This window comes from Vreelandella maris, from assembly GCF_013371085.1.
Taxonomy (GTDB): Bacteria; Pseudomonadota; Gammaproteobacteria; order Pseudomonadales; family Halomonadaceae; genus Vreelandella; species Vreelandella maris.
Window position 1 is genome coordinate 250,375 of sequence record NZ_JABWCV010000003.1, and the last position, 25,117, is coordinate 275,491.

21 protein-coding genes and 1 pseudogene are annotated in these 25,117 nt (G+C 53.9%); 10 read left to right on the plus strand and 12 right to left on the minus strand.

Annotated elements, in window-relative coordinates:
• Nucleotides 1-27 precede the first annotated feature (27 nt).
• Nucleotides 28-678: a peroxiredoxin gene (locus tag HUO07_RS03790; protein WP_176302440.1), complete on the plus strand. Its 651-nt coding sequence runs from the start codon at nucleotides 28-30 to the stop codon at nucleotides 676-678.
• 54 nt (nucleotides 679-732) lie between these two features.
• Here HUO07_RS03790 and HUO07_RS03795 read toward each other — a convergent pair whose 3' ends face one another.
• Nucleotides 733-2,004: a methyl-accepting chemotaxis protein gene (locus HUO07_RS03795; protein WP_176302441.1), complete on the minus strand. Its 1,272-nt coding sequence runs from the start codon at nucleotides 2,002-2,004 to the stop codon at nucleotides 733-735.
• Nucleotides 2,005-2,349: 345 nt separating this feature from the next.
• On the opposite strand from HUO07_RS03795, the gene HUO07_RS03800 reads away from it, so the two are divergent.
• A complete protein-coding gene (locus tag HUO07_RS03800; RefSeq protein ID WP_176302442.1) occupies nucleotides 2,350-3,126 on the plus strand; it encodes a ZIP family metal transporter in 777 nt (258 codons plus the stop codon).
• Between the two features lie 7 nt (nucleotides 3,127-3,133).
• Here HUO07_RS03800 and HUO07_RS03805 read toward each other — a convergent pair whose 3' ends face one another.
• Nucleotides 3,134-3,613 carry a MerR family transcriptional regulator gene (locus HUO07_RS03805; protein ID WP_176302443.1) on the minus strand — a complete coding sequence of 160 codons (480 nt, stop codon included), beginning with the start codon at nucleotides 3,611-3,613 and terminating at the stop codon, nucleotides 3,134-3,136.
• Between the two features lie 68 nt (nucleotides 3,614-3,681).
• On the opposite strand from HUO07_RS03805, the gene HUO07_RS03810 reads away from it, so the two are divergent.
• Entirely contained in the window at nucleotides 3,682-5,886 is a 2,205-nt protein-coding gene (locus tag HUO07_RS03810) for a heavy metal translocating P-type ATPase (RefSeq protein WP_176302444.1), read from the plus strand.
• Between the two features lie 25 nt (nucleotides 5,887-5,911).
• Here HUO07_RS03810 and HUO07_RS03815 read toward each other — a convergent pair whose 3' ends face one another.
• Nucleotides 5,912-6,925, minus strand: coding sequence for an isocitrate dehydrogenase (locus tag HUO07_RS03815; protein WP_176302445.1), 1,014 nt, complete (start codon nucleotides 6,923-6,925; stop codon nucleotides 5,912-5,914).
• Nucleotides 6,926-7,445: 520 nt separating this feature from the next.
• Between HUO07_RS03815 and HUO07_RS03820 the strand changes: the two genes are divergently transcribed.
• From HUO07_RS03820 to cfa, 3 genes are all read left to right on the plus strand, one after another.
• On the plus strand, nucleotides 7,446-8,936 hold the full coding sequence (locus HUO07_RS03820; protein WP_176302446.1) for a SulP family inorganic anion transporter: 1,491 nt from the start codon (nucleotides 7,446-7,448) through the stop codon (nucleotides 8,934-8,936).
• 19 nt (nucleotides 8,937-8,955) lie between these two features.
• Nucleotides 8,956-9,813, plus strand: a complete 858-nt coding sequence (locus tag HUO07_RS03825; protein ID WP_176302447.1) for a universal stress protein — start codon at nucleotides 8,956-8,958, stop codon at nucleotides 9,811-9,813.
• Nucleotides 9,814-10,019: 206 nt separating this feature from the next.
• Complete coding sequence (gene cfa, locus HUO07_RS03830; RefSeq protein WP_101145197.1) at nucleotides 10,020-11,183, plus strand: cyclopropane fatty acyl phospholipid synthase; 1,164 nt, start codon at nucleotides 10,020-10,022, stop codon at nucleotides 11,181-11,183.
• Here cfa and HUO07_RS03835 read toward each other — a convergent pair.
• From HUO07_RS03835 to crcB (HUO07_RS03845), 3 genes are read right to left on the minus strand one after another with little or no spacing between them, the layout of a single operon-like run.
• Complete coding sequence (locus tag HUO07_RS03835; RefSeq protein WP_176302448.1) at nucleotides 11,180-12,142, minus strand: arsenic resistance protein; 963 nt, start codon at nucleotides 12,140-12,142, stop codon at nucleotides 11,180-11,182. The two genes, cfa and HUO07_RS03835, sit on opposite strands and share 4 nt — an antisense overlap.
• Nucleotides 12,143-12,171: 29 nt before the next feature.
• The gene (crcB, locus tag HUO07_RS03840) at nucleotides 12,172-12,558 is read right to left on the minus strand and encodes a fluoride efflux transporter CrcB (protein ID WP_176302449.1); all 387 of its coding nucleotides are present in this window, start codon (nucleotides 12,556-12,558) and stop codon (nucleotides 12,172-12,174) included.
• Nucleotides 12,555-12,956 (minus strand): fluoride efflux transporter CrcB, encoded by a 402-nt coding sequence (gene crcB / locus HUO07_RS03845; protein ID WP_176302450.1) that lies wholly within the window; start codon nucleotides 12,954-12,956, stop codon nucleotides 12,555-12,557. The genes crcB (HUO07_RS03840) and crcB (HUO07_RS03845) overlap by 4 nt, the downstream gene beginning before the upstream one ends.
• Nucleotides 12,957-13,125: 169 nt before the next feature.
• Here crcB (HUO07_RS03845) and HUO07_RS03850 point away from each other — a divergent pair, with 169 nt between their 5' ends.
• Nucleotides 13,126-13,983 carry a universal stress protein gene (locus tag HUO07_RS03850; RefSeq protein ID WP_176302451.1) on the plus strand — a complete coding sequence of 286 codons (858 nt, stop codon included), beginning with the start codon at nucleotides 13,126-13,128 and terminating at the stop codon, nucleotides 13,981-13,983.
• A gap of 130 nt (nucleotides 13,984-14,113) precedes the next feature.
• Here HUO07_RS03850 and HUO07_RS03855 read toward each other — a convergent pair whose 3' ends face one another.
• Nucleotides 14,114-15,805, minus strand: a complete 1,692-nt coding sequence (locus tag HUO07_RS03855; protein ID WP_176302452.1) for a 2-isopropylmalate synthase — start codon at nucleotides 15,803-15,805, stop codon at nucleotides 14,114-14,116.
• Nucleotides 15,806-15,998: 193 nt separating this feature from the next.
• On the opposite strand from HUO07_RS03855, the gene HUO07_RS03860 reads away from it, so the two are divergent.
• A complete protein-coding gene (locus HUO07_RS03860) occupies nucleotides 15,999-16,484 on the plus strand; it encodes an Lrp/AsnC family transcriptional regulator (RefSeq protein WP_008956313.1) in 486 nt (161 codons plus the stop codon).
• 81 nt (nucleotides 16,485-16,565) lie between these two features.
• Nucleotides 16,566-16,925 (plus strand): RidA family protein, encoded by a 360-nt coding sequence (locus HUO07_RS03865; protein ID WP_176302453.1) that lies wholly within the window; start codon nucleotides 16,566-16,568, stop codon nucleotides 16,923-16,925.
• 11 nt (nucleotides 16,926-16,936) lie between these two features.
• On the opposite strand, the gene HUO07_RS03870 is transcribed toward HUO07_RS03865, so the two are convergent.
• The 4 genes from HUO07_RS03870 to HUO07_RS03885 all read right to left on the minus strand — a co-directional run bounded on the left by HUO07_RS03870 (nucleotide 16,937) and on the right by HUO07_RS03885 (nucleotide 23,609).
• Nucleotides 16,937-17,800 carry a MurR/RpiR family transcriptional regulator gene (locus HUO07_RS03870; protein WP_008956315.1) on the minus strand — a complete coding sequence of 288 codons (864 nt, stop codon included), beginning with the start codon at nucleotides 17,798-17,800 and terminating at the stop codon, nucleotides 16,937-16,939.
• The gene (locus tag HUO07_RS03875) at nucleotides 17,790-19,556 is read right to left on the minus strand and encodes a two-component system response regulator (protein ID WP_176302454.1); all 1,767 of its coding nucleotides are present in this window, start codon (nucleotides 19,554-19,556) and stop codon (nucleotides 17,790-17,792) included. The genes HUO07_RS03870 and HUO07_RS03875 overlap by 11 nt, the downstream gene beginning before the upstream one ends.
• Nucleotides 19,553-22,165 carry an ATP-binding protein gene (locus tag HUO07_RS03880; RefSeq protein WP_176302455.1) on the minus strand — a complete coding sequence of 871 codons (2,613 nt, stop codon included), beginning with the start codon at nucleotides 22,163-22,165 and terminating at the stop codon, nucleotides 19,553-19,555. Before HUO07_RS03880 ends, HUO07_RS03875 begins: the two co-directional genes overlap by 4 nt.
• Before the next feature lie 88 nt (nucleotides 22,166-22,253).
• Nucleotides 22,254-23,609 carry an aldehyde dehydrogenase family protein gene (locus tag HUO07_RS03885; protein ID WP_176302456.1) on the minus strand — a complete coding sequence of 452 codons (1,356 nt, stop codon included), beginning with the start codon at nucleotides 23,607-23,609 and terminating at the stop codon, nucleotides 22,254-22,256.
• 192 nt (nucleotides 23,610-23,801) lie between these two features.
• Between HUO07_RS03885 and HUO07_RS03890 the strand changes: the two genes are divergently transcribed.
• Entirely contained in the window at nucleotides 23,802-24,953 is a 1,152-nt protein-coding gene (locus tag HUO07_RS03890; RefSeq protein WP_176302457.1) for a GNAT family N-acetyltransferase, read from the plus strand.
• 53 nt (nucleotides 24,954-25,006) lie between these two features.
• On the opposite strand, the pseudogene HUO07_RS03895 reads toward HUO07_RS03890, so the two are convergent.
• Nucleotides 25,007-25,117, minus strand: a pseudogene (locus HUO07_RS03895) (IS630-like element ISHsp2 family transposase); the annotation flags it as partial.

Below are 25,117 nucleotides of genomic sequence, written 5' to 3' on the forward strand. Positions count from 1 at the left end.
GTTCAACGTCCATTAAGGAGGAAAGCAATGTCATTACGTATCAATGCAGTCGTGCCTGATTTTAAAGCGGAGACTAGCCAGGGGCCGATTCAATTTCACGAATGGATTGGCGATAGCTGGGCTATCCTGTTTTCACACCCGAAAGACTTTACCCCGGTCTGCACGACGGAATTTGGTGCTGTTGCCACTCTGAGCGAAGAGTGGAAAAAGCGCGGTACCAAGGTGATTGGTGTATCGGTTGATGGTGTGGAAGACCACAAACGCTGGGGCACCGATATTAAGAACGCATCCGGCAGCGATGTTGATTTTCCTATCATCGCTGACGATAGCCTGACTGTTTCCAAGCTGTTCGATATGCTGCCTGAAGATGCCTATTTACCTGATGGCCGCACGCCAGCAGACAGTGCCACGGTACGTTCGGTATTTATTATCGGACCGGATAAGCAGTTGAAGCTCTCAATGACATACCCCATGACCGTGGGGCGTAATTTTGCTGAAATTCTGCGTGCCCTGGATGCACTGCAAACCACCACGAAGCACGGTGTTGCCACTCCGGCTGACTGGATGGTAGGGCAAGACGTTATTATTCCACCTAGCGTTTCTGATGAAGACGCCAAACAGAAATATGGCGAATACGAAACGATTCTGCCCTATTTGCGCAAAACGCCGCTGCGTTAACAGCGTGGTATAAGCTACAACAGCCAGTACATCAGTGCTGGCTTTTTTATTGGATCAGCGAGGAGATTCCAGCGCTAGCTGCTCAATCGATGTTGACACACTGCGCGCACCAATCAGTATTTCATTCACAATGACCTCAATTTCACCCACGCTGGCTTGGCTTGATTTGCCCTGTTCCACCACTTGCTGCATAGCATGCGTAGTGCGTTCCACCAATGCGCTGTTGTCTTTAAGCACTCGGGTAATCTCTTCAACCGCTTCGCTGGAGCCCTTGGCTAAACGGCGTACTTCGTGCGCGACCACCGCAAATCCGCGGCCTTGTTCGCCGGCTCGCGCTGCTTCTACCGCCGCATTGAGCGACAACAGGTTGGTTTGATTGGCAATTTGCGCGATTGAGGCGGTGATTTTATTAATTAAGTCAGCTTGTTGATTAAGGGCGGCTATTAAGCTCTGTGCCTCGTTGAGCGTGTGTGTGGCTTGTTCTGAATCCTTGAGTATTTGTTTGAGGTGAGTTAAACCGCTCTGGGCTATTTTTTCAGTCTGTGTTGACGATGTTTGCGCCGTATTAACCGTTATATGCGCTGCTTCTGATGCTTGAATTGAGCGGGTAATATCCGTGGCAAATTTGACTACTTTGATGATTTGCCCTTGCTCATCGTGGATTGGATTATAAGTGGCTTCCAGCCAGATAGTGTTGCCACGGGCATCAATGCGCTCAAATTTACCCTGCATAAATTCGCCCCGGCTTAACCGCTCCCAAAAATCAGGGTGCTGCTGGTAAAACGTATCAGGGCAAAATTGGCGGTGATGGACGCCTCTTGTTTGTTCGGCTGCGTAGCCCATTGTTTGTTCAAAATTACTGTTTGTATCCAGCACATGCCCATCTGGAGTGAATTCAATCACTGCCATAGAGCTATTCAGAGCCTGAAGAATAGCTCGCTCCCGTGCCGCATTTTGATGTTTCTCTGTAACGTCGCTAGCGACTTTAAATATTTGTATAACTTTTCCACGCCGGTTTTTGATGGGTATATAGGTCGCCTCAAGCCAAATTTCTCTCCCTTCAGCGTTTAAGCGACGAAAGCGCCCCTGCTGGCTGTAGCCTGCGGCGAGTGTTTCCCAAAAAGCGGCGTATTCGGGCTGGTTGGTTTCTTCAGGAAAGCAAAACATACGGTGATGCTGCCCCTTAACCTGCTCAAGCGTGTAGCCCACCGTGTTCAAAAATAGAGGGCTTGCCTCTTTAATCTCACCAGTAGGGGTGAATGAAATACAGGCAGTATGTTGCAATAGGGCGCTATGTTGAGGTGAATGGCGGTGAAGGCTTAGCATTTATAAAATGTCTCGGTCGTATAGGGCTTGTATAGTTACGCAAATCATAATGGACATTCGGTGTAAAATCACTTTTTTGTAGCGATTTAGCACACAATGTTATTAATACAATGTAAGTGAAATTTCACATATAGCGGAAAAGAGGGGCTTGGCTATTAAGGCCGCCGGGCCACGGTGTTAATTGACTCGTTGGCGATGCGCAATGCAGAGTGAGGCGGGCGAAGTGATGATCGTTGGCTTTGGCTTAGCTTGGCCTTTCTCCAGTGACTTTTCGTACAAAACCTAGACAACAACGTGTCGTTCTGTTTTATGTCTTGCTAATTGCTAACCGGGTTTATGTTGTTCATGGAAAATACGTTGTTATTAGGGTTTTTGGGCAGTTTAGCGGCCGGGCTGCTAACGGCTGTAGGCGCATTACCAGTGCTGCTAGGCAAAGCGCCCAGTCGTGGCTTTCGCGATTTGGCGCTGGGTTTTGCCGCTGGGGTGATGCTGGCGGCGTCTTTCTTTTCGCTGATTATTCCCGCGCTGGATGCCGCTGAAATCTATTATTCCGGTGGCCCCGTGCCCGCCGCGATTGTGTGTACCGCTATTTTGTTGGGCATGGGCGCGATTGCGCTGCTGAACGAGCATCTTCCCCATGAGCATTTTGCCCAGGGGCGTGAAGGGCCAGCGGCCGCATCACTGCGCCGGGTATGGTTGTTTGTGTTTGCCATCACTATTCATAACTTGCCAGAAGGCATGGCGGTGGGCGTCGGTTTTGGCGCCAATGGGCTAACAGGCGGCATGCCGTTGGCGATTGGCATTGGCCTGCAGAACATGCCGGAAGGGCTGGCCGTCGCGGTTGCATTGATGGGCGAGGGCTACTCGAAGTGGCGCTCCTGGTCGATTGCTGCGCTAACGGGCCTAATCGAACCCATCGGTGGGCTGTTTGGCGCCAGTATTGTCAGCGTTTCACAAATACTGCTGCCATGGGGCTTAGCCTTTGCCGCTGGCGCCATGCTGTATGTGATCAGCCACGAAATCATTCCTGAAACCCACCGATCCGGCCATCAGAAGAAAGCCACCTTTGGTTTGGCGATGGGGCTGGTGATTATGCTGTTTCTGGATGTGTGGCTGGGCTAACTTCACGTTAACCGATGACATCCGCGCCGCCGTGAGGCCCCGCCTGATGACACAGGCGATGGTCGCTCAGCACGTCAATAATATGGCACTGGCCAATATTGCCGCCCGCGCACTGATTGATCATGCGCTGTAGCTCATCGCGCACCGCGGTTAGCCGCGCAAGCCGTGCTTCTACTTCGGCTAGGTGATGTTTGGCCAAGGTGTCGACCTCTTCACAGGGCATGGCGGGATAATCCGCCATTTGTAAAAGCTCTCGTACCGCCTCAACCGAAAAGCCAAAATCCCGTGCATGACGAATAAACGTTAATCGACGGACAGCCGACGCCGTATAGCGGCGCTGGTTGCCTTCGTTGCGCGGTGCTGAAGGCAGTAGACCAATGCGCTCGTAATAGCGCACTGTTTCCGGTTTGCAGCCGGACTCACGTGCCAATTCACCAATGCCAATATAGCGCTCAGCGGGGGAGAGCGCTGGGGAATGTTCTTTCATTGCTTGAACCTCTAGTCGCTACAGGTATTACGCTTCCCTTAAGATAGTCGAACTGGGAGCTCCATGCGATGAGTCACACGACCCCTGCTAAAACCACACAAGACAAATCCCCTCAAGCGACGAACACGCCCACCACCCTGCGAGTGCAGGGCATGGATTGTGGCGGCTGCGAGCGTAAGGTCGAAGCGGCGCTAACGCGCTTAAACCATGTCGAAGAAGTCTCTGCGAGTTCTGTCGCCGGCTCGGTACGATTGACCGCGCCGCCTGGGAAAAAGCTGCCCCATTCCGAGATAGAGTCGACCATCACTGCGCTGGGTTACCAGGTAATTGATGAGTCGGCGGACACGGTTGAAGCGACCACTCATACGCCTTGGTGGAAAACGCCTAAAGGGCGTTTAGTGCTTGTGAGTGGGGTATTGCTGGCGCTTGCTTGGGCGCTTAAATTTGCCTGGCCTAGCCTGGGCACTTGGCCGTTTGTCGTCGCAACGGTGGTTGGCCTTGTGCCGATTGTTCAGCGTGCTGGGCAGGCGCTGAAGATGGGGAATCCATTCACCATTGAGATGCTGATGAGCATTGCCGCCATTGGGGCGCTGGCGATTAACGCCGCCGCCGAAGCCGCGGTCGTGGTGTTTTTGTTTGCGGTGGGGGAAATGCTGGAAGGGGTTGCCGCCGCCCAGGCGCGCCGCAGTATTTCCGCGCTTTCTAAGCTGACGCCCTCTACCGCGCGATTAATGGAGCAAGGCAGCATTCGTGACGTCGCTGCCGCTTTACTTCAGCCCGGCCAGCGGGTGCAGGTACGCCCTGGTGACCGGCTACCCTGCGATGGACTTATTATGGCGGGACGCTCCTCAATTGATGAATCACCAGTCAATGGTGAATCGGTGCCGAGTGAGCGTGGTGAAGGCGAGGGAGTGTTTGCGGGCACCGTCAACCTGGACGGCGTGCTGGAGGTCGAGGTAACCAAAAGCGCTGAAAACAATACAATTGCCCGAGTGATCAAGCTGGTGGAGGAGGCCCAGGCGGCGAAAGCACCGGTGGCGCGTTTTATCGACCGCTTTGCTTTTTACTATATGCCTGCGGTGGTGGCAGTAGCGCTGCTGGTCGCTATTATACCGCCGCTGGTGTCGCCAATGCTGTGGTCGGAATCCATCTACCGCGCCCTGGCGCTGCTGTTGATCGCTTGTCCCTGTGCGCTAGTGATCTCGACCCCCGCGGCCATTGCAGCAGGCTTGTCGGTGGGCGCTCGTCACGGCCTGTTAATGAAAGGCGGCGCGGTATTAGAGCAGTTAGGCAAGCTTAAACGGGTCGCGCTGGATAAAACCGGCACGCTAACCGCGGGCATGCCCACGGTGACAGATGTTGAGAGCTTTGAAACTGACGGCAGTGTTGATAAAAACAGGCGGGATGAAATAGTGCGTCTCGCCGCTGCGCTGGAGCAGGGCTCGAGCCACCCCCTCGCCGTGGCGATTAGTGAGTATTTTCACCGGCAGCAGGATGCTCCGCTGCCTACTGTGCAAGGTGCCCATGCGCTAGCAGGGCATGGCGTTGCTGGGCGGGTGGATGGGCGTGAGTTAATGCTGGTAAGTCCGCGCTACTTGCAACGTTTCAACTGGCCCACCAGTGACGGCGATAAGCGCATTGCCGCGCTGGAAGCGCAGGGTAAAAGCGTGGCCGTCTTGATAGAAATAGAGGTAGAAAATGAGCGCCCGTTAGGGCTGATTGCCTTGCGTGATGAGCCCCGTGAAGATGCTCGCGAAGGACTCCAAGCGCTTGAGCGCCTAGGCGTACAGGCCCTGATGCTTAGTGGAGATAACGCCCGCACCGTGGCCGCCATTGGTGAGCAGTTGGGCATTGAAGCCGAAGGCGAGCTGATGCCCGAAGACAAAGCCCAGCGTGTGCGCCAGTGGCAGGCACAAGGTCTTGGGCCGATAGGTAAAGTGGGCGATGGTATTAACGACGCACCGGCGCTCGCGGCAGCGGAAATAGGTATTGCGATGGGCAGCGGCACCGATGTGGCGCTAGAAACCGCCGACGCCGCTTTGCTTAAAAACCGCGTAGCGGGCATTGCCGAAATGATTGCGCTCTCCCGGGCGACCATGCGTAATGTTAAAACCAATGTGGCCTTGGCGCTTGGCTTTAAAGCGCTGTTTCTGGTCTCTACCGCGCTGGGAATTACGGGGATGTGGGTCGCGGTAATGGCGGACACCGGGGCGACCGTGCTGGTCACCCTCAATGCGTTGCATTTATTACGTTACCGCTTTAACGACGTTTAAGACAAACCACCTGGTTAGTTATGAACTAGCCCTGTACGTACTCGACCAACGCCTGGGCAAAGGAATCGGTGCTGCCGGTTCCGCCCATGTCGGGGGTCACCATATCGCGGCGGGTTTCCAGCACGGTACGAATACCCTGGCGGATAGCGTCGCCTTTCTCGTTCATGCCCAGGTGATCGAGCATTTGCGCGGCAGCCAGCAGCAGGGCACAGGGATTAGCAATATTTTTACCTGCGATATCCGGCGCGGAGCCGTGTACGGCCTCAAAAATTGCCGCTTTTTCGCCGATGTTGGCACCAGGCGCCAGGCCCAAGCCGCCGACCAAGCCAGCACATAGGTCAGAGAGAATATCGCCAAACAGGTTGGTAGTGACCACAACATCGAACTGATGCGGGTTCATCACCAGCTGCATGCAGGCGTTATCGACGATCATCTCCTGAAATTCGATCTCGGGGTACTCTTTGGCGATCTCACGCGCCACGTCCAAGAACAGCCCAGAGCTGGTTTTAATGATATTGGCTTTATGTACCGCGGTGACTTTTCTGCGGCCCTTGTTTTTGGCCAGCTCAAAAGCGTAGCGCACAATACGCTCAGAGCCCTTGCGGGTGACTTTAATCACCGAAATACCGGTATTACCGTCATCGATCATTTCCTGACCGTCGGAAAGGTAGGCGCCTTCGGTGTTTTCGCGCACGGTGATCATGTCGATGTCGTCGTAACGCGATTTAGTGCCGGGGAAGCTAATCGCCGGACGCACGTTGGCGTAAAGATCAAAGTGACGGCGTAGCTGTACGTTGATTGAGGAGAAGCCCTTGCCAATCGGCGTCGTCAGCGGGCCTTTAAGGGCAATGCCGTATTTTTCGATGGCATCCAGCGATTCCTGGGGAATCAGCGTGCCGTGCTTTTCAAGCGCGCCCAGGCCGGCGTCAATATGTTGGTAGGACAAGCCGCAATCTAACGCGTCGAGTACTCGTAGCGTGGCCTGCATAATTTCGGGGCCGATACCGTCGCCTTTGATGACTGCAATAGATTGGCTCATGTGCTGCTCCTCTTTAATCGGCAGGCTTATTCGGCATGCTTATGTGGCAAGGAATGGCGTGCCGCTTCAACGTGAAAAGTTGGGATTAAATGTCTCTTTTAGCGGCGCAATGGTACGCCAAATTGAACCTAGAGGGCACCCTGCAAAGGGTGTAGGACGGGTGCAGTCCGCAATAATTGCTGCTAGAATGCGGCGGCTTATTACAACGCGATTAAATATAGCGTTCTTCTGACAGCAAGGCATAACGGCAATGACCTTTTCAAATTCAACACAAGCATTACCCACTTCAGGGCTGATGACTCCGCCCTAGGTTTCCCCCTCCCCAAGCGATACGTCTAGACACGTTAATTGCGTTGTCATGGCGTTACGGCATGCTATTGCCATTCTTCCGCCGATTGGCGGGCCGAACCTTAGATTGCTCCAGCACTGGCTCATTAGTCTGATACCGCGCGTCTTGCGTGCGCCACTGTGTCGCGTCGAGGGTTTGTACTATTTTAACCTCCAGCCATGGACTCCCTGAATGTCTCTCTATAGTAAGCAAGAGTGGTTTTCCAATATTAAAGGCGACACGCTCTCGGGAATCGTGGTCGCCCTCGCGCTGATTCCCGAGGCGATTGCCTTTTCAATCATCGCAGGCGTTGACCCCAAAGTTGGTCTTTATGCCTCATTCTGTATCGCGGTGATTATTGCCTTCACCGGTGGTCGTCCCGGCATGATTTCAGCGGCAACCGGCGCTATGGCGTTACTGATGGTGACGCTGGTGCGCGAACATGGGCTTGAATATCTACTGGCGGCAACGCTGCTTACCGGTGTGCTGCAGATTGTGGCTGGTTATCTAAAGCTTGCCGACCTGATGCGCTTTGTTTCGCGCTCGGTGGTCACCGGGTTCGTTAACGCGCTGGCGATTTTGATCTTCATGGCGCAACTGCCGGAACTGACCGACGTGACTTGGCATGTTTATGCCATGACGTTGGCTGGCTTGGGCATTATCTATCTGTTTCCCTATTTACCCGTCATCGGTAAATCGATTCCTTCACCGTTGGTCTGCATTGTGGTGCTAACCGCGGTCTATATGATTAGTGGGATGGATATCCGCAGTGTCGGTGATATGGGAGAACTGCCCGATACGCTACCTGTTTTTCTGTGGCCCAGTGTGCCGCTGAACCTGGAAACGCTATGGATCATTTTACCTTACGCGTTGATGCTGACTGTGGTGGGCCTGCTTGAGTCGATGATGACCGCCACCATTGTGGATGACCTGACCGATACACCGAGTAATAAAAACCGCGAGTGTAAAGGGCAGGGGGTTGCCAATATAGGTGCCGGGCTGATGGGCGGCATGGCTGGCTGTGCCATGATCGGTCAATCAGTTATTAACATTAAGTCCGGTGGCCGGACGCGATTATCGACGCTGATTGCTGGCGTTGTGCTCTTAATGATGGTGGTCTTCCTGTCAGATTGGGTGTCGCAGATACCCATGGCGGCGCTGGTGGCGGTAATGATCATGGTATCAATCGGCACCTTTAGCTGGGAATCGATCCGAGACCTGAAAAAACACCCCCTAAGCACCAATATCGTCATGTTGGCTACCGTGGCGGTAACGGTTAGCACACACAACTTGGCTATCGGCGTATTTGTCGGTGTGCTGCTTGCCGCACTGTTCTTTGCTAATAAAGTGGGCAACATTCTCTACATCGGTTCAAAAGAGATCGAAGCGGGCAAAGAGCGTGAATATCAAATAGTCGGCCAAGTGTTCTTCGCCTCTTCTGAGCGTTTCACGGCCGCTTTCGATCTCAAGGAAAGTATCGAGAAAGTGACGATTGATCTTTCCCGTGCACACTTTTGGGATGTGACTGCCGTACAAGCGCTGGACCGGATCGTGATTAAATTTCGCCGTGAGGGTACTGAAGTAGAGCTTGTTGGTTTGAGCGAGGCCAGCGCGACGGTAGTGGATCGCTATGCGGTTCATAACGACCCCGAAGCGGTTGAAAAATTGATGGGCGGCCACTAACCAACGCAAGGAGCGCAACATGACAGATCAAGTATTAGCCGCTATTGACGGCTCCCAGTTTTCAGAAGACGTCTGCGATTACGCCGCCTGGGCAAGCTTGGCCATGGATGCACCGTTAACCTTTGTGCATGTGGTCGACAATCATTCAGGCGTACCCGAAGAGCAGAACCTTTCCGGCAACCTGCGTTTCGGCGCCCGCGAACGGCTGATGAAAGAGCTTTCCGAACTTGATGAGCAGCGCGCGAAGGTGAATCGCGAGCAAGGCAAGTTGATGTTGGAAGCCGCCAAAGAGCGCGCAATAGAAGATGGGGTCAGCGACCCCGCCACGCGCCAGCGCAATGGCACCCTGGTGGAAAGCCTGTTAGAGCTTGAGAAAGACATACGTTTGCTGGTAGTGGGCAAGCGCGGTGAAACCGCCCACCAAGCCAGTGGGCATCTGGGTTCTAACCTTGAGCGGGTGGTGCGTGAACTGCACCGCCCGATCCTGATGGTGCCGAAAGCCTTCAAGCGGCCAGAAAAAATTTTAATGGCGTTTGACGGCAGTAAAACCGCCCGTAAAGGGGTCGAGATGCTCGCCGGTTCACCGCTGTTTGCAGGCACCGAGTGCCATGTGCTTATCGTCGGTGCAGAAACGGCTGAGCGCCGCTCAGAGCTAGAGTGGGCGTTAACTGCGTTGCGCGAAGCGGGCCACCAGGCTGAAGGCGTCATTCGTGCTGGCGAGGTAGATGAAGCCCTGCAAGCCTACGAAAAAGAGCACAGCATTGACCTGCTGGTGATGGGCGCCTACGGGCACTCGCGTATTCGCCACTTGCTGGTAGGTAGCACAACCACGGCCATGCTACGTGGTAGCCGCATACCGGTACTGATTTTGCGCTAAGGCTCACTAAACAGCAGCGCATCACCGTTTAGCTCGCATTGCGACTTCTTCTCTGCAGCCGGCCCTCGTAATTTGAGTGGCCGGTTTTTTTGTATTTAATTAGCGTTAAGGTGGCTTATTTAACAATGCTAATGTTGCAATGCGGTTCTATGCTGATAGTCAGGTTGTTATCTATTCACACACTGGAATAGTGCGAGGAGCCTGCCTTGAATATGCCTACCTTAGAGAGAACAGTCCCTGTTGGCTTCGATGAAGCCTCTCCTTCCCATCGTTTTGTCGCCGAGTTGCTGGCCCAAGCCGATATTCAGTTGGATGGCCGACGATCCTGGGACATACAGCTAAAAGCACCCGGTGTTATCGATAGCGCCCTTTCGCGAGGTAACCTCGGGCTTGGCGAAAGCTATATGAAAGGGGATTGGGACGCTGCGCAACTAGACGAGTTGTTTTACCGCTTAATGCGTGCCCAGCTTGGGCAGCGTATCAAGCCTACCCAACTGGTGTATTACTCATTACGTTCGCGCCTGCTAAATCGCCAAACCGTTAAGCGCGCATGGGAAGTGGGCGAAAAGCATTACGATCTGGGTAATGACTTCTATGCTGCCATGCTCGATCAACGCATGACGTATACCTGCGGTTACTGGAAACATGCTCAAACGTTGGATGAAGCCCAGGAAGCCAAGCTAGATCTCATTTGTCGAAAACTTCAATTGAAGCCAGGTATGCGCGTGCTGGATATCGGCTGCGGTTGGGGAAGCTTTATGGCCTACGCTGCCGAGCATTACGGCGTTGAATGCGTGGGCCTTACGATCTCTAAGGAGCAAGCCGAGTTCGGGCAGCGGCTGATCAAAAAAGGCTTGCCGGTTGAGTTTCGCTTGCAGGATTACCGTAATGAGCACGAGCAGTTTGACCGCATTGTCAGCATCGGCATGTTTGAGCACGTGGGGCATAAAAACTATCGTGAATTTATGAGTGTCGCCAACCGTTGCTTAAAAGATGACGGGCTGTTTTTGCTGCATACCATTGGCAAAAATCTAAGTAATACGGTCACCGACCCCTGGATTGATAAGTACATTTTCCCCAATGGGGAGCTGCCCACCATGGGGCAAGTCACGGACGCTGCTGAAGCGCTTTTCGTGGTAGAGGATGTACATAACTTTGGGGCTGATTACGACCGTACGCTGATGGCTTGGCATCAAAACTTTGAGGCTCACTGGCCGACGTTTAAAGACCAGTATGGCGAGGGGTTTTATCGCATGTGGCGCTACTATTTATTAAGCTGCGCTGGTGCTTTCCGCGCCCGGGAAATCCATCTCTGGCAGTTGGTGATGAGCAAGCAGGGGGTGTTGGGGGGCTATCACCGCATCAGTTAATGTATTTTCTCTGGCAATAGCTTGCTAGGCACCCAGCGTAAGAATGCCACCATGCCAAAGAGTTCGATGAGTGATTGAAACACAATCACGACTACCGCGGCCTGCCAAGCGCTGGGTAGCGTCAGGGCGATAGGCAGCATTACAAAGGAGTTACGCGTGCCAAAGCTAAAGGCCAGGGTTCGGGCGCTAGCGGTGGGCAATGCAAACAGCTTGCCTAGCCCTTTGCCCAGCAGTGCCGCGAAGAGTAAAAAACCGATAAAGATAAAGACGACCTGAGCCAACACCTCGCTAAGCTCGATCACAGTGTGAACCTGCGAAGCGGCAATCATAAACACCACCAGCGCCAATAGCGGCACGGGCAGCAGCCCCAGGCAGGCAACGCTGCGTTTAATGCTGCGGCGGCGTTGGGCTAGGTATTCAGTCAGCCAAGCGAGCACTAACGGCGTAATAATAAGGCCGGTAAAGGCACTCAGTAGCTCTTTAGAAAGCGTTAACTGAAACCATTCACTGCCTAAAAACAGCCAAAGATAAATAGGTAGCGCAACCATCTGCACCAGCAGCAGTAGCGGGGTGGCAGCCATCGCCCGGGCGGCATCGCCTTTGCCTAAATGCGTAAAGGTGATAAACCAATCGGTGCAGGGCACCAGTAGTACCAGCAGAACGCCTGCCAGCACTGCGGAAGAAAGCGGTAGCCACAAAACGAAAAGCGCTAAAAAAGCGGGAATGGCGATAAAGTTGCCGGTCAGTAACGCCGCCATAAAGCGCTTGTCAGTGAAACCGCGGGCAATGTTTTGAAAGGGGATTTGGGTAAAGGTGGCATACAGCAGCATGCCTAATAGGGGCCATACTAACGGCGCTAGCCGCTCGACAAACCCCGGCGCCCCGATGCCCAGTGCTAATCCCAAACCAATGAATAGCAGGTAGAGCCAAGACTGATGCTTTTCCATTTGATCGCGCATACTGGCTCGTCCTTTGGCTGACACTTTTGCTAACGAGAAAGCGCCATGCGTTCACCCATCACGGCGGCACCCAGCCAAAGCGGCAGGCTGACCACTATATAAACCAGCGCCATAGCTGGTTTGCCCACCTGCACCAGATACAGCGTCTCTAAGCTAAACAGCGAAAAGGTGGTAAAGCCCCCGCAAAACCCGGCGACCAGTAACGGTTGCAAACGCGCGAGTGGGCTGTGGGGTGAGCGCGAGAAGGTGGCAGCCAACCAGCCGATTAAACAAGAACCCAGCACGTTGACGATAAGTGTTCCCCACGGGAAATAACCCCCTAATGCCGCCTGCGATAACAGCGAAACGCCGTAACGTAGCACGCTGCCGACGCCGCTGCCGATGCCCACCGCAAGGTACGCTCTCCAGGCACTCATAAGTTCGCTCCTGACAGAGAAGCGCCTGATAACAACCAGCCAAAGGTGACCATGGCTAAGCCAAACAGCAGCGTGGCCCCCACATTCACGCTGGCTCGCAGTTGCTGGCCGCCTTGCCATAGCTCGATGGTCTGCAGGCTAAAAGAAGAAACGGTGGTGTAGCCACCCAGTAAACCGGCGACAGTGAACAGCCATAAAGGTGAGGGGGCGTTGGCGCTACCTAGGCTGCCGAGTAGCCATCCCGCTAGAAACGCGCCGCTGGCATTAACCGCCAGGGTTCCCCAGGGAAAGGCCTTACCGAGATAGCGGGCCAGTAGATTGGAAACCGCAAACCGCCCCATGCCACCCAGCGCGCCGCCGAGTGCGACTAACAGTACGCTTGTTAAGCCATCACTCATGCTTCCCCCTTAGGCGCTCAATAAATAGGCCGCCCAGTTTAGCATGTGCGTTTTATAGCGTCCGAAGCACGCAAGAGCGTTTTAGGGTGTCGCACGTCAATCAGTTGGTGTAGAAAAGGTCGAGAATATAACAACAATGTTGATGCACCCGCTCAAGGAGAAGTACTCCATGTCAGATCGCGTGTTGGCCGCTATCGATAGTTCTCAGTTTTCAGAAGGTGTGTGTGATTATGCGGCCTGGGCCGCTAAAGCGCTGAATGCGCCGCTTAGTTTTATCCACACCGTCGATAATCATCACGCCCAGGTAACCGAGCCGGATTTAACCGGTAACCTAGGATTAGGTACCCGAGAGCACCTGCTGGAAAAACTCTCGGGTATAGAAGAGCAGCATGCCAAAGTCTCCCGTGAACGCGGGCGACTACTGTTAGACGCCGCCAAAGAGCGTGCGATAAGCGCGGGCGTTGCCGAGCCGCAGTGCTTGCAGCGCAACGGTACGCTGGTGGAAACGTTAGTCGAGAACGAAAAAGAGGTGCGCTTGCTGGTAGTCGGCAAGCGGGGCGAAACGGCGCACCAAGCCAGCGGCCATTTAGGTTCCAACCTTGAGCGTGTGGTGCGGGAAATGCACCGGCCGATTCTTATGGTGCCGAAACAGTTTACCCAGCCGCATAACGTGATGATGGCATTCGATGGCAGTAACACCGCGCGTAAAGGCGTGGAAATGCTGGCTAAAAGCCCACTATTTGAGGGCGCCACCTGCCACGTGGTGATTGTGGGTGCGGAAATCGCAGAAAACCGCTCGCAGCTAGCCTGGGCATTAGAAACACTGCGCGAGGCCGGTCACACTGCCGAAGGGGCCATCCGCGCAGGCGAAGTAGAAAAAACGCTACGTGCTTACAAACAAGAGAACGGCATTGATATGTTGGTGATGGGGGCCTACGGCCACTCGCGAATTCGCCACCTATTGGTCGGCAGTACTACCACCACGATGTTGCGCAAAGCGCAGCTGCCGGTGCTGATTTTGCGCTAATCCATGTGAGAAATACCGAAAGTAGCGTTGGGTGTGCAATATTTGTCTTCGATACGTTTGCTGGCGACGTAGATGAATCCCTGCTTGAGTCAGGCTACATCGCCAGTTGAGGTTTAGGTGGCAGCGGCGGTTACAGCGTCAGCTCTGCTTCCTTGGAAGATGATTCCTTTGCCACTGTTTGAGCGGCGAAATTGATACCCGCGATGATCGCCTTGAGCGATGCACTTACCGTATCGCTATCCTCGGCTACCGCGCAGAGCCGCTGACCATCGATATTGAGCTGCACGAAGGCAATGGCATTGGCCTCGCTGCTGGCACCAAGGGAGTGCTCGCTGTAATCGATAATGCCTACGCTGCTGCCGGAGTGACGTTGCCACGCATCGGTAAACGCGGACATCGCGCCATTACCCTTGCCTGAAAGACTTAGCGTTTCGTCACCTAGTTGCAGCGTGACTTCAATGCCTTCCTGCTGACCCTTGGAAAGCCGGTAGTCGACTAGTGAGAGCGGCGCTTCCTGGGTGAAGTGGTCAAACATCACCTGGCGAATCATTTCGCTGGAGAGTTCGCTGGCGCGTTTTTCGCTCTCTTGCTGCACGTAAGGCGCCAAGGCCAGCATCATCCAGCGCGGCAGGTTAATGCCGTAATCGCGTTCCAGCAGGAAGGCCATGCCCCCCTTACCGGACTGGCTGTTGACGCGAATGACGGCCTGATAGTCGCGACCGATGTCATGGGGATCAATGGGCAAATAGGCGACTTGCCACGGCTCGTCGGGCTTCTGGTGCTTGAGTGATTTACGGATCGCATCCTGGTGACTGCCTGAGAAAGCGGTGTAGACCATCTCGCCCACCCAGGGGTGACGTGGGTGAATCGCAATCCCGGTGCACTCGTTGACGACCTGAATGATTTCATCAGGATTGGAAAGATCCAGTTCAGGGTCGATGCCTTGGCTATAAAGGTTCATCGCCAGGGTGACGATATCCATATTGCCGGTACGCTCCCCGTTGCCCAGCAGGGTGCCTTCTACTCGCTCGGCACCGGCCAGCAGGGCAAGCTCGGCGGAGGCGACTGCGCCCCCGCGGTCATTGTGGGTATGCACCGAGATAATCACACTGTCGCGGCGGCTGATGTGCTGGCAGAAGTACTCAATCTGGTCGGCGTGATGGTGCGGCCCAGCCACTTCCACCGTGGTGGGTAGGTTGAGAATGCATTTGTTGTCCGGCGTTGGCTGCCAGACATCCAAGACTGCTTCGCAGACCTCCAGGGAAAAATCGATTTCGGTGCTGGAAAAGCTTTCCGGTGAGTACTGAAAGCGCCAGTCAATGTCCGGGTAACGATCAGCGTAGGTCTTAACCCAGGTGGCGCCCTGTACCGCGATATCCACAATACCAGCGCGATCCATCTCAAAGACACGTTCGCGCTGAACCGTTGAGGTGGAGTTGTAGAGGTGAACAATGGCGCGTTTGGCGCCTACCAGTGAGGCAAAGGTCTTTTCGATCAGGTGTTCGCGACACTGCACCAGCACCGCAATAGTGACGTCATCAGGAATTTGCTCCTCTTCGATCAGCCAGCGCACGAAGTCGTAGTCCGGTTGGCTGGCCGAAGGAAAGCCCACCATGACTTCTTTGATACCTACTTTAACGATCTGATGCCAGAAGCGCTGTTTCTGCTCAACGGTCATCGGCTCAAGTAACGCCTGGTTACCGTCGCGTAGGTCTTCGCTCACCCAGATCGGCGCGTGATCAAGGTCACGATCCGGCCATTGGCGATTGAAGGCAGGCACACGGGGCGCAGGGCGATATTTGCGATGATCAAAAGCAGACATGGTGGTTTCCTAATCGTAGCTGAGTGATTGAGTCGGCTGCTTGTGGCGACCGTGTTAACTTGTTCACTGCTTTTGGCAGCTTCATTAGTGTAAAAGGTTTGCCGCGCTAGGTTCTTGCGAAGATAGGGTTAACAAGAACATAATTGGCATAATATGTCGTTATGATTAACTATTTTGGTAGGAGCTGCCTATTATGTCCGTGTCGCCATTGGTGTTGGATCGTTTTGATCGTCATATCCTGGATATAGTGCAGCAGGAGGGGCGTATCAGTAATCAGGAGTTGGCCGATCGCATTGGGCTTTCGCCTTCGCCGTGTTTGCGCCGGGTGAGGGCACTGGAAGAGCATGGCTTAATCCTGCATTACCGTGCCGAGGTAGATTCCCGCCAGCTGGGTTATCAGCTGATGGCGCTTTTACATATTTCCATGGATCAGCACACGCCGGAGCGCTTCGATAATTTTGAGCGCCATATTCGCGAGATACCCAACGTCATTGAGTGTTTGATTATTACCGGTCAGGCGGCGGATTTTCAGCTCAAGATTCTGGTGCGCGATATGGACGACTATCAGCACCTGCTCCTGCACGTGATCAACCGGATTGAAGGCGTGACGGGGGCGCACACGAGCTTTGTCCTGCGGCGGGTCTTTGAACATCGCCCGGTGCCTACCGATCGGCTTTGATAGCCTTAATGCTTTTGGCATGGTCAAAGGTAAGCTAAGCGGTTTAGACTGCTTTTTTTCTACTTATTGGGAGTTTGCACTATGACGATTCAGCGCCACGATACGAAAGCCCGCATGAGCCGTGCGGTGATTCACCAAGGGGTTGCCTATTTGTGTGGTCAAGTGGCTGGCCCTGAGGCCCGTAATGGCGATATTACCGCGCAAACGGAAAGCATGCTGGCGCGGGTGGATGCGCTACTGAAAGAGATTGGTTCAAGCCGCGAGCAGCTGCTTAGCGCGACGGTTTATCTAAAAGACGGCAGCGACGTTGCTGCCATGAACGAGGTATGGGACGCCTGGGTGCCAGAAGGCTACGCCCCGGCGCGCACCTGCGTGTGCGCACCGCTGCCATCTGATGAGCTGAAAGTGGAAGTTACCGTGACCGCCGCCGTCAGTGAGTAAACACTCACCACTCACTTGCCGGGCTTTTCCACCGGAAAGCGGGTGTCGCGTAGGCTGTCTTTGATTTTCTTGAGGTGGGGTAAGAAGTCTTCGCCACGCCTCAGGGTCACCCCGGTGGCCAGCGCATCAATCAGCGTTAATTGGATTACCCGCGAGGTCATCGGCATGTAGTGGTCGGTGTCTTCGGGCGTGGCCACTTCAAGCGTGGCAGTACACTCATGCGCTAACGGTGAATTGGGCGCGGTGATGCCCAGAACCACGGCGCCGGCATCCCTCGCCAAGCGGGCAATATCCACTAGTTCCCGGGTGCGGCCGGTGTAGGAGATAATCACTACCACATCACCGGTATGGCAGGCGGCGGCGACCATGCGTTGCATCAGCACGTCTATGTAGGCCATCACCGGCAGGTTGAAGCGGAAGAACTTGTGTTGGGCATCCTGGGCCACTGCGCCAGAAGCGCCCAAACCAAAAATATGGATCTGTTTTGCCTGGGTGAGGTAGTCGACCATGCGCTCGATGGCGGCCATGTCGATTTCACGCTGTGCTTCGTCTAGTGCGGCTATGGTGGCGCCAAAAATTTTTTGGGTGTACTGGGTGGCGGTGTCGCCAGGCTCCACGGCCCGGGTCACATAAGGTGTGCCTCCAGCCAAACTCTGAGCGAGCTTGATTTTGAAATCGGGGTAGCCTTTGGCGCCAAAATTGCGACAAAAACGGTTAACTGTAGGCTCACTAACGCTTGCCGCCTGAGCCAAGCTGGCAATGCTAAGGCTGGTAGCGACCGTTGGGTCCTCAAGAATTACATTGGCGACTTTACGCTCCGAGCGATTGAGTTCTTCTAAACGTTCGCGTAAGCGGTCAAGTAAGTCATGAGCCATTAACGGCCTCCCTAGGAGAAGTTGAAAGAAGCGGCTGCCATTCGCTGCACCAGGTCACAAAGGCCTCGGCAGGCAGCGGGCGAGCGTAAAAGTAACCTTGTGCAGCCTCACAGCCAATCGAGCTTAAATACGCCGCTTGGGCGGAATTTTCGATGCCTTCTGCCACCACATCGCAACCTACACTATGTGCCAGCTGGGTGATCGTTTGCGCCAGTTGGCGATCAATGGCGCTGGTTTCCAGATCCATCACAAAGGCACGATCGATTTTGAGTGTCGAAAAGGGCAGCGTTTTAATATACGCCAGCGACGACTGGCCCGTACCAAAATCATCAATAGCAACAGCTATATTCATTTTGGCCAGCTGCGCGAGCTGTTGGCGAGCGTGGTCCATATCGCTCATCAAACCGGATTCTGTTACTTCCAGGGCAAAGAAGCGCTGGGGAATCTGCTGCTCTTCAAGCCGTGCCAGTAGCTGTTGGGCAAAGTCTTTACGCGTTAGCTGGCGTGCGGCCACGTTGACGGCAATATGGAAGTCGTCATTGAGCAGTCCTTGCGCCCGCCAAAGGTTGATGTAGCGCATCGCCTCATTGAGCACCCAGTCACCGATGGCAAGAATATCACCGCTGGCTTCTGCCAGTGGAATAAACTCGCCTGGGGAGATAAGACCGAGCTCTGGATGGTGCCAGCGTAGGAGTGCTTCTGCGCCTATAATTTTGTGATCGGCCAGCGATAGTTTGGGCTGGAAAGCGAGCGACATTTCACCTCGTTCGGTGGCACCGCGTATCGCCTGCTGAATGTGTAGCTGATGGCGCTGCTTCTCCTCAATCGCTGGCGTATAGCATTGGATGCGTAGCGACCCTTGGGGCGGCAACGCTAAGGCGGCCATATGCACCAGGCGTTCAGTCTCAAAATGGCCCGTTTCACCGCTAATCCCGATACGTGCGCTAAGGGGAAGCAGCAGCTCATCCAACGCCTGATCCTGCTCAAAGCAGCTCAACAGCTGTTCAGCCAGTTGCGTCAGCTTGGCTGAATCTGCCGTTGGTGTGATAACCAGGAGTTCGCTGCCACCCCATAAGCCGAGCAGGCAATCAGCGCTAAGCTGTTGTCGCAGCTGCTGGCTAATGTGACGCAGCAATTGGTCGGCGACCTGGTAGCCGTGCAGGCGCACCACATCATCTAATTTATCGAGCGCAATAAACAATACCCCTGTGCCGGAGGCTTGAAGGGCTGCCGCTTGCAATGCCTGGTTTAATCCGCGGCGATTGGGTAATTGGGTAATTGAGTCAGTGCGCGACTGGCTATCAAGCTCTTGGGTGCGTTTAGCGACCGTCAGTTCTAACGTATCGACCTGCTTATCGCGTATTTGATAGCGGTGCTCAATGTTCAACGTATTGCGTATACGCTGCAGGACTTCATCCTGCTTAAAGGGCTTGGTGATAAAATCACGAACGCCCAAAGCGAGAGCGCGTTGACGGGTGGCATCATCGATTTGCGCGGTGAGCACAATGATCGGGGGCATCTGCTCTTCAAAGTGGGCACTCAACTGCTCAATAACCGCGTAGCCGTCTAAGTAGGGCATACGGATATCCAGCAGTAGCAGGTCAGGCATCTGCAACTGACAGTGGCCAAGCACTTCCCGTGAATCATTGATACCGTGAACATTCTCGAAGCCATACTCGTCAAGTAGGTCGAGCAATAATTCGATATTAACCGTGTTGTCATCAATAACTAACAGGTGTTTTTCGGTAAGGCTCATGGCACCTTCCTTAACACAGTCGGTAAAAACTGGTGAAGCGTACGGCTTAGCTTCTCGATATCGATGGGTTTCGTCAGGTAATCAGCAAAACCGGCGGCTAAACCATAGCGAAGATCGCGATCCATCGCATTGGCCGACAGGGCAATCACATTAATATGCTGGAGTTCGGGGGTGTTCTGTATCTCCGCTAACGCTTGATAGCCATTCATACCGGGTAAATGAATATCCATTAACACTAAATCAGGCGGCGAGTGACGCATGATTTCAAGCCCTAGTTCTGCACTGGACACCGTCTGAAGCTCAATATTGGGATAGTCTTCTATAATGTCATCCATCAACCGTTGGTTAGTTGGATTGTCCTCAATATAAAGCAGCTGGAAGATGTGCTCAGTCTCGTTGGCGGTTTCTGAGACTTCACTAGGCAGCACGTTTTCTTGCGGTAGGCTCTGTTCGTTGATAGGTAACGTAAACCAGAAGCTGGATCCTTCTCCTGGTGCGCTTTCCACACCGATGCGCCCTTGCATCCGACCAATGAGTTCGCGGGTGATGGCTAAGCCGATACCCGTGCCTTCCGTTGTACTCTGCTCGGCATCGAGGCGATTAAACGGTTCAAATAGCTCATGTTGGCGCTCGGCAGCAATCCCTTTTCCCGAATCGGTAACGCTAATACATAGCTCATCGCTCTCTTGCGTTACTGCGATTTCGATAGTGCCGTAATGACTATTATATTTAATCGCATTGGAGAGCAGGTTAAGCAGCACTTGTTTGGTGCGGGTGTAGTCTGCGCTGACTTGCCAGTGGGGAGGGTGGGGTGTGCGAAGTAACGTAATACCCGCCGCTTCAATGTTGGCCTCAAGCGTACTGCAAGCATCGTCAATCACGTTGGCCACTACGATTGCCTCAATGGATAGCGTCAGATGACCTGCTTCTATTTTGGCGAGATCGAGTACCTCATTAATTAAACTCAGTAAATGAAGCCCGCTTTTCTCAATTTGTGTTACTTGGCGCTGCTGCTTTTCAGTCAGTGGGTCGCGCCGTCCTTTGGCTAGCAATTGAGAAAACCCAATGATGGCATTGAGCGGGGTGCGCAACTCATGGCTCATCGAGGAGAGAAATTCGCTTTTAGCCTGATTGGCTATTTCCGCTTGATCTCTGGCGTTAGCCAAATCTTTGGTGACCTCTTCGCGCTCTGCCATTTGGCTGTAAAGGTTGATCAGCAGAGCACAGGTATCGGTAAACGGCTGCAACCAATCCAGCAGTGCCTGATTGAGCGGCTGTTTACTGTTGGCGATGGCAAACATACCGATCAGCCGCTCGCCGCTGAATATCGGCACACCGAGGTAATTATGCAGCGGTGGGTGGCCCGGGGGGAAACCGCCGCGTTTGGTGTGACTATAAACGTCATTGGTCATGATCACTTCGCCAAACGCAAACACGCGGCCAAGTAGCGATTTTGGGTTGGTAAGCGTCATATCGCCGCTACGCAGTCGTTCCATCAGGTGGCGAGACTCTTCATTCCAGGACAGGTCGGTAATCGCATGGATTTTAAGCGCATTGGTGGTCGTGGTGGGCATTACTTCACCGATCAGCGCGTAGTCACTGTCGGTAAGGTCGCGAAGCGCCTCCATTAAGAAGGTCCATAGGCGTTTTCCCGACATTAATGCTTGATAGTCGGTAACGCCCTGGTGGAGCACTTTGAGCAAGTTCTGCTCTTTACGTATTCTGCGGTTGGCGTTGTAAACATCGGTTAAATCGGTGAGTACGCCTAAAAACTCGACCACTTTTCCGTGATCATCGTGGATGGCATTAATCGCGAGATGAACCGGTATGTAATGCCCCTCTTTATGTAATGCCTCGACTTCACGGCCACGCCCAATGACTTTGGGCTCATGACCAGCAATATAGCGGGCGATAAACGAATCGTGCTGTGAGCTAATGTCTGGGGGCGTGAGTACAGCGACATTTTTTCCGAGTAGCTCGCTCTCTTCATAACCGAGAAGGTTCAGGGCGAAGGGGTTGATACCAATAATCAGGCCCGCGTGATCAATACGTATCTTGGCGGTGGCGCTTTTGTTGAACAGCGCCTCAAAACGGCGCGCGGTATGGGTAAGGTCCACCTGCAACTTATGCTGGTGTAATAGCTCTTCTACTTGACCGGCCAAGCTACCGAGTAACATTAAGTCACGTTCGCTGAAGTCGCGAGGCTGGCGATCAATGATGCACAGTGTGCCTACCGGCATGCCATTTAATGGCCGTAGTGGGTAACCTGCGTAAAAGCGGATATGTGGCAGGTCGCCGACCAGTGGGTTATCTCTAAAGCGCTCGTCGTGAAGCGTATCTTCGATCACCAGTGGCGCATCAAGTGCAATGGCATGGGCGCAGAAAGAGACTTCCCGGCTGGTTTCACAGGTATCAAGTCCCTGGTGCGATTTAAACCATTGGCGCTCTTGATCGACTAATGAAACCAGCGCAATAGGCACATCAAACAGGTCACGGGCCAATTGCGTCATACGCTCAAAAGCCGTATCGAGAGGGGTGTCGAGTACCTGTAAAGCATGCAAGGCCGCCAAACGCTGTGTTTCATTATCAGGTGTTTCTGTGGCTTGCATGACTATTCCAAAGCTGAGAATTAATAAAACATACCATAAGGGTTTTATGCCAATGTATAACTAAATATCGGACATTAACCCGTAAGCTTTAACCAAGCCCAATCAGTTTCATTAGCCAGCGCCGGTAAGGCGGATAAAGCATGTGGCTAGGTGTGCGTTTTGATTGATAAAAAATACTACGTAAATGACTTAATCGCTCAAAGCCGTGGCGGCCGTGATAGGCGCCCATGCCACTCTCTCCTACACCACCAAAAGGTAACGATGGCACTGCGTGATGCAGCAGCGTCGTATTAAACACCAGTGCCCCAGAACGAGTGGTTTCCAGCAACTGTTGCTGTAAACCTTTATCGTGAGTAAATGCGTAAAGGGCTAATGGGTGGGGGCGGGCATTCACAACGTTGATAGCTGCCGTTATATCACTGACACCAATCACCGGTAGGCAGCGGTTAAACGTTTCTTCACGCATCACCTGAAGGTCTTGATGGGGGTCGATAATCAGAGCAGGCGCATACGGGCCGTGGTCAATGATTCTACAGCCATGATCGTGGGCTTCTTTTAGCATGGCCTCTTGCCGCTGTTGATGAGCTGCATCAATGGCAGACGTGGCTGCATGATCGTCGGGCCGCTGCTGTTGAATGGCGTGGCTTAACGCCTTAACCAAGCCGCTAATATGGCGGCTCTCTACTAGCACATAGTCAGGGGCAATACAGGTTTGTCCGCCGTTCATGCCTTTGCCGAAAATAATCGCTGCGGCCGCTTGATCCAGGTCGGCATCGCCCGCCACGATAGCAGGCGATTTACCGCCCAGCTCTAGCGTGATTGGAGTTAAATTCGCCGCCGCCGCTTGGGCGACTTGCCGTCCCACCGCGGTAGAGCCAGTGAATATCAAGTGATCAAACGGTAAGCCGCTAAAGCGACGCGCGACCTCCTCATCGCCCTCCACCACGTTGAACTCTTCAGGGGTGAAGTATTGCGGCACTAATCGCTTCAATAGAGCGCTGGTAGCGGGGGAGTGCTTGCTAGGTTTGAGCAACACCCTATTACCGGCTGCAAAGGCGTCAACCACCGGCATTAACGACAAACACCATGGGTAGTTCCAGGGTGATATCACGCCGACAACGCCCAGTGGTTGAGGTGCAATGCGAGCCTTTGCTGGCAGTAGCCGCCAGGGCATGCTGATCGCCCAAGGGCGCATCCAGCGCCATAGATTGAGTCTTGCGTGACGAATGGCGTGTAGTACCGCGCTGATCTCGGCTATGCGTATTTCCACGTCGCTGCGCTGACCAAAATCGGTTTGAATCGCACGGATAATCTCTAGCTGGTGATGCTTGGTCATGCGCGCAAGGCGGGCTAGTCGTTCACGTCGCACCGTTAGCGTCGGGTAGGGCATTTGATCGGCAGCATGACGCTGCGTTTGGAAGTCACCCGTTAGGTCGCGCTTCATGGCCTCTCCTTGTACGCCGCTATCGGCGCGAGTGATAAGCGTGGGTATCAATGTCGGTATAGTTGGTCGGTAGAGATGGTCGCTATAAACGGCTGACGACAATGATTAATGTAAACGGTTAATGCAGTCAGTTAGTGTAAAGTGGTGCTGGCAACTTATATTGCGTTAGCCCCACACTCCCTGGAAGGTGCTATGCCGTTAGATCCACTGTCGCTCACTATTCTACCCACCATTGGGGCCGTCACGGCAAGCCAGTGGGATGCACTCGTCGATAATGATCAGCCCTTTTTACGCCATGCTTTTTTACACGCACTTGAAGCCAGCGGCTCGGTCAGCGTGGCTACCGGCTGGGAGCCTTGTCATCTGAGTGTATGGCAAGGCGAGCAGCTAGTCGCGGCGATGCCCATGTACCGCAAGCATCACTCCTACGGTGAGTATGTGTTTGATTGGGGCTGGGCGGAAGCGTTAGAACACGCCGGTGGTCGTTATTATCCTAAAGCGCTTAGCGCGGTGCCGTTCACACCGGTACCCGGCGTGCGCACGCTGATCGCTGAACACGCCGATGCCACGGCAGTGCGAGCGTTTCTTGCCGAGGCATGGCGTGAACAGTGCACAAGCCAAGCCCTTTCAAGTTGGCATTTGCTGTTTGCCAATGAAGCGGATGTCACCGCTTGGCAGGCACAGTGCCCCGAGCTTATCACCCGTGAAGGCGTCCAGTTTCAGTGGCGTGATCGTGGTTTTGGCGACTTTGATGGCTTCTTGGCCAGCCTGACCTCAAAGCGACGCAAAATGATCAAGCGCGAGCGGCGCTTAGTCGCTGAGCAAGGCTTAACGGTATCGCGTTTGGAAGGCGAGGCGATTACCTCCGCCGATATGGCACATTTCTATCGCTGCTATGCGATTACCTACCATGAGCGTGGTCGTCCGCCTTATTTAAACCATGATTTTTTTGAACAACTACGCCAAACCATGCCGGACGCGCTAGTGCTGGTACAGGCCCATAGTGAAGGCCGCCCGGTAGCCGCAGCGCTCTATTTTCGTGGCAGTAGCACGTTATATGGCCGCTATTGGGGAAGCGAGGTCGTCGCTGATTGTCTCCACTTTGAGGCTTGCTACTACCAGGGGATTGAGTACTGTTTGCAGCATGGCTTAACGCTGTTTGATCCAGGCACCCAGGGTGAGCACAAGCTGGTGCGTGGCTTTGCCCCTCAACGAGTGCGCTCGCTGCACTATATTCGCCATCCGGGGCTTGCTGCCGGTGTCGCCCAGTTTTGCCAGGAAGAGGGCGAGCATGTCAGCGCCTATCGCGAAGCGGCCCATCAAGCGCTGCCATTTAAGCAGTGATTTTAACGATCATTTACGCCGTCATTTAAGTCGATATTAAAACTGCTAAGTGCCTATTCAAAATTAATCGCGTGATCAGTTCCGTAACCACCGAGTAAGCGGTGTACCTCTTCATGTAGACGTTCAAACGAGAGATAGGCACTCAAGGGCAGCCAGGTGTACTT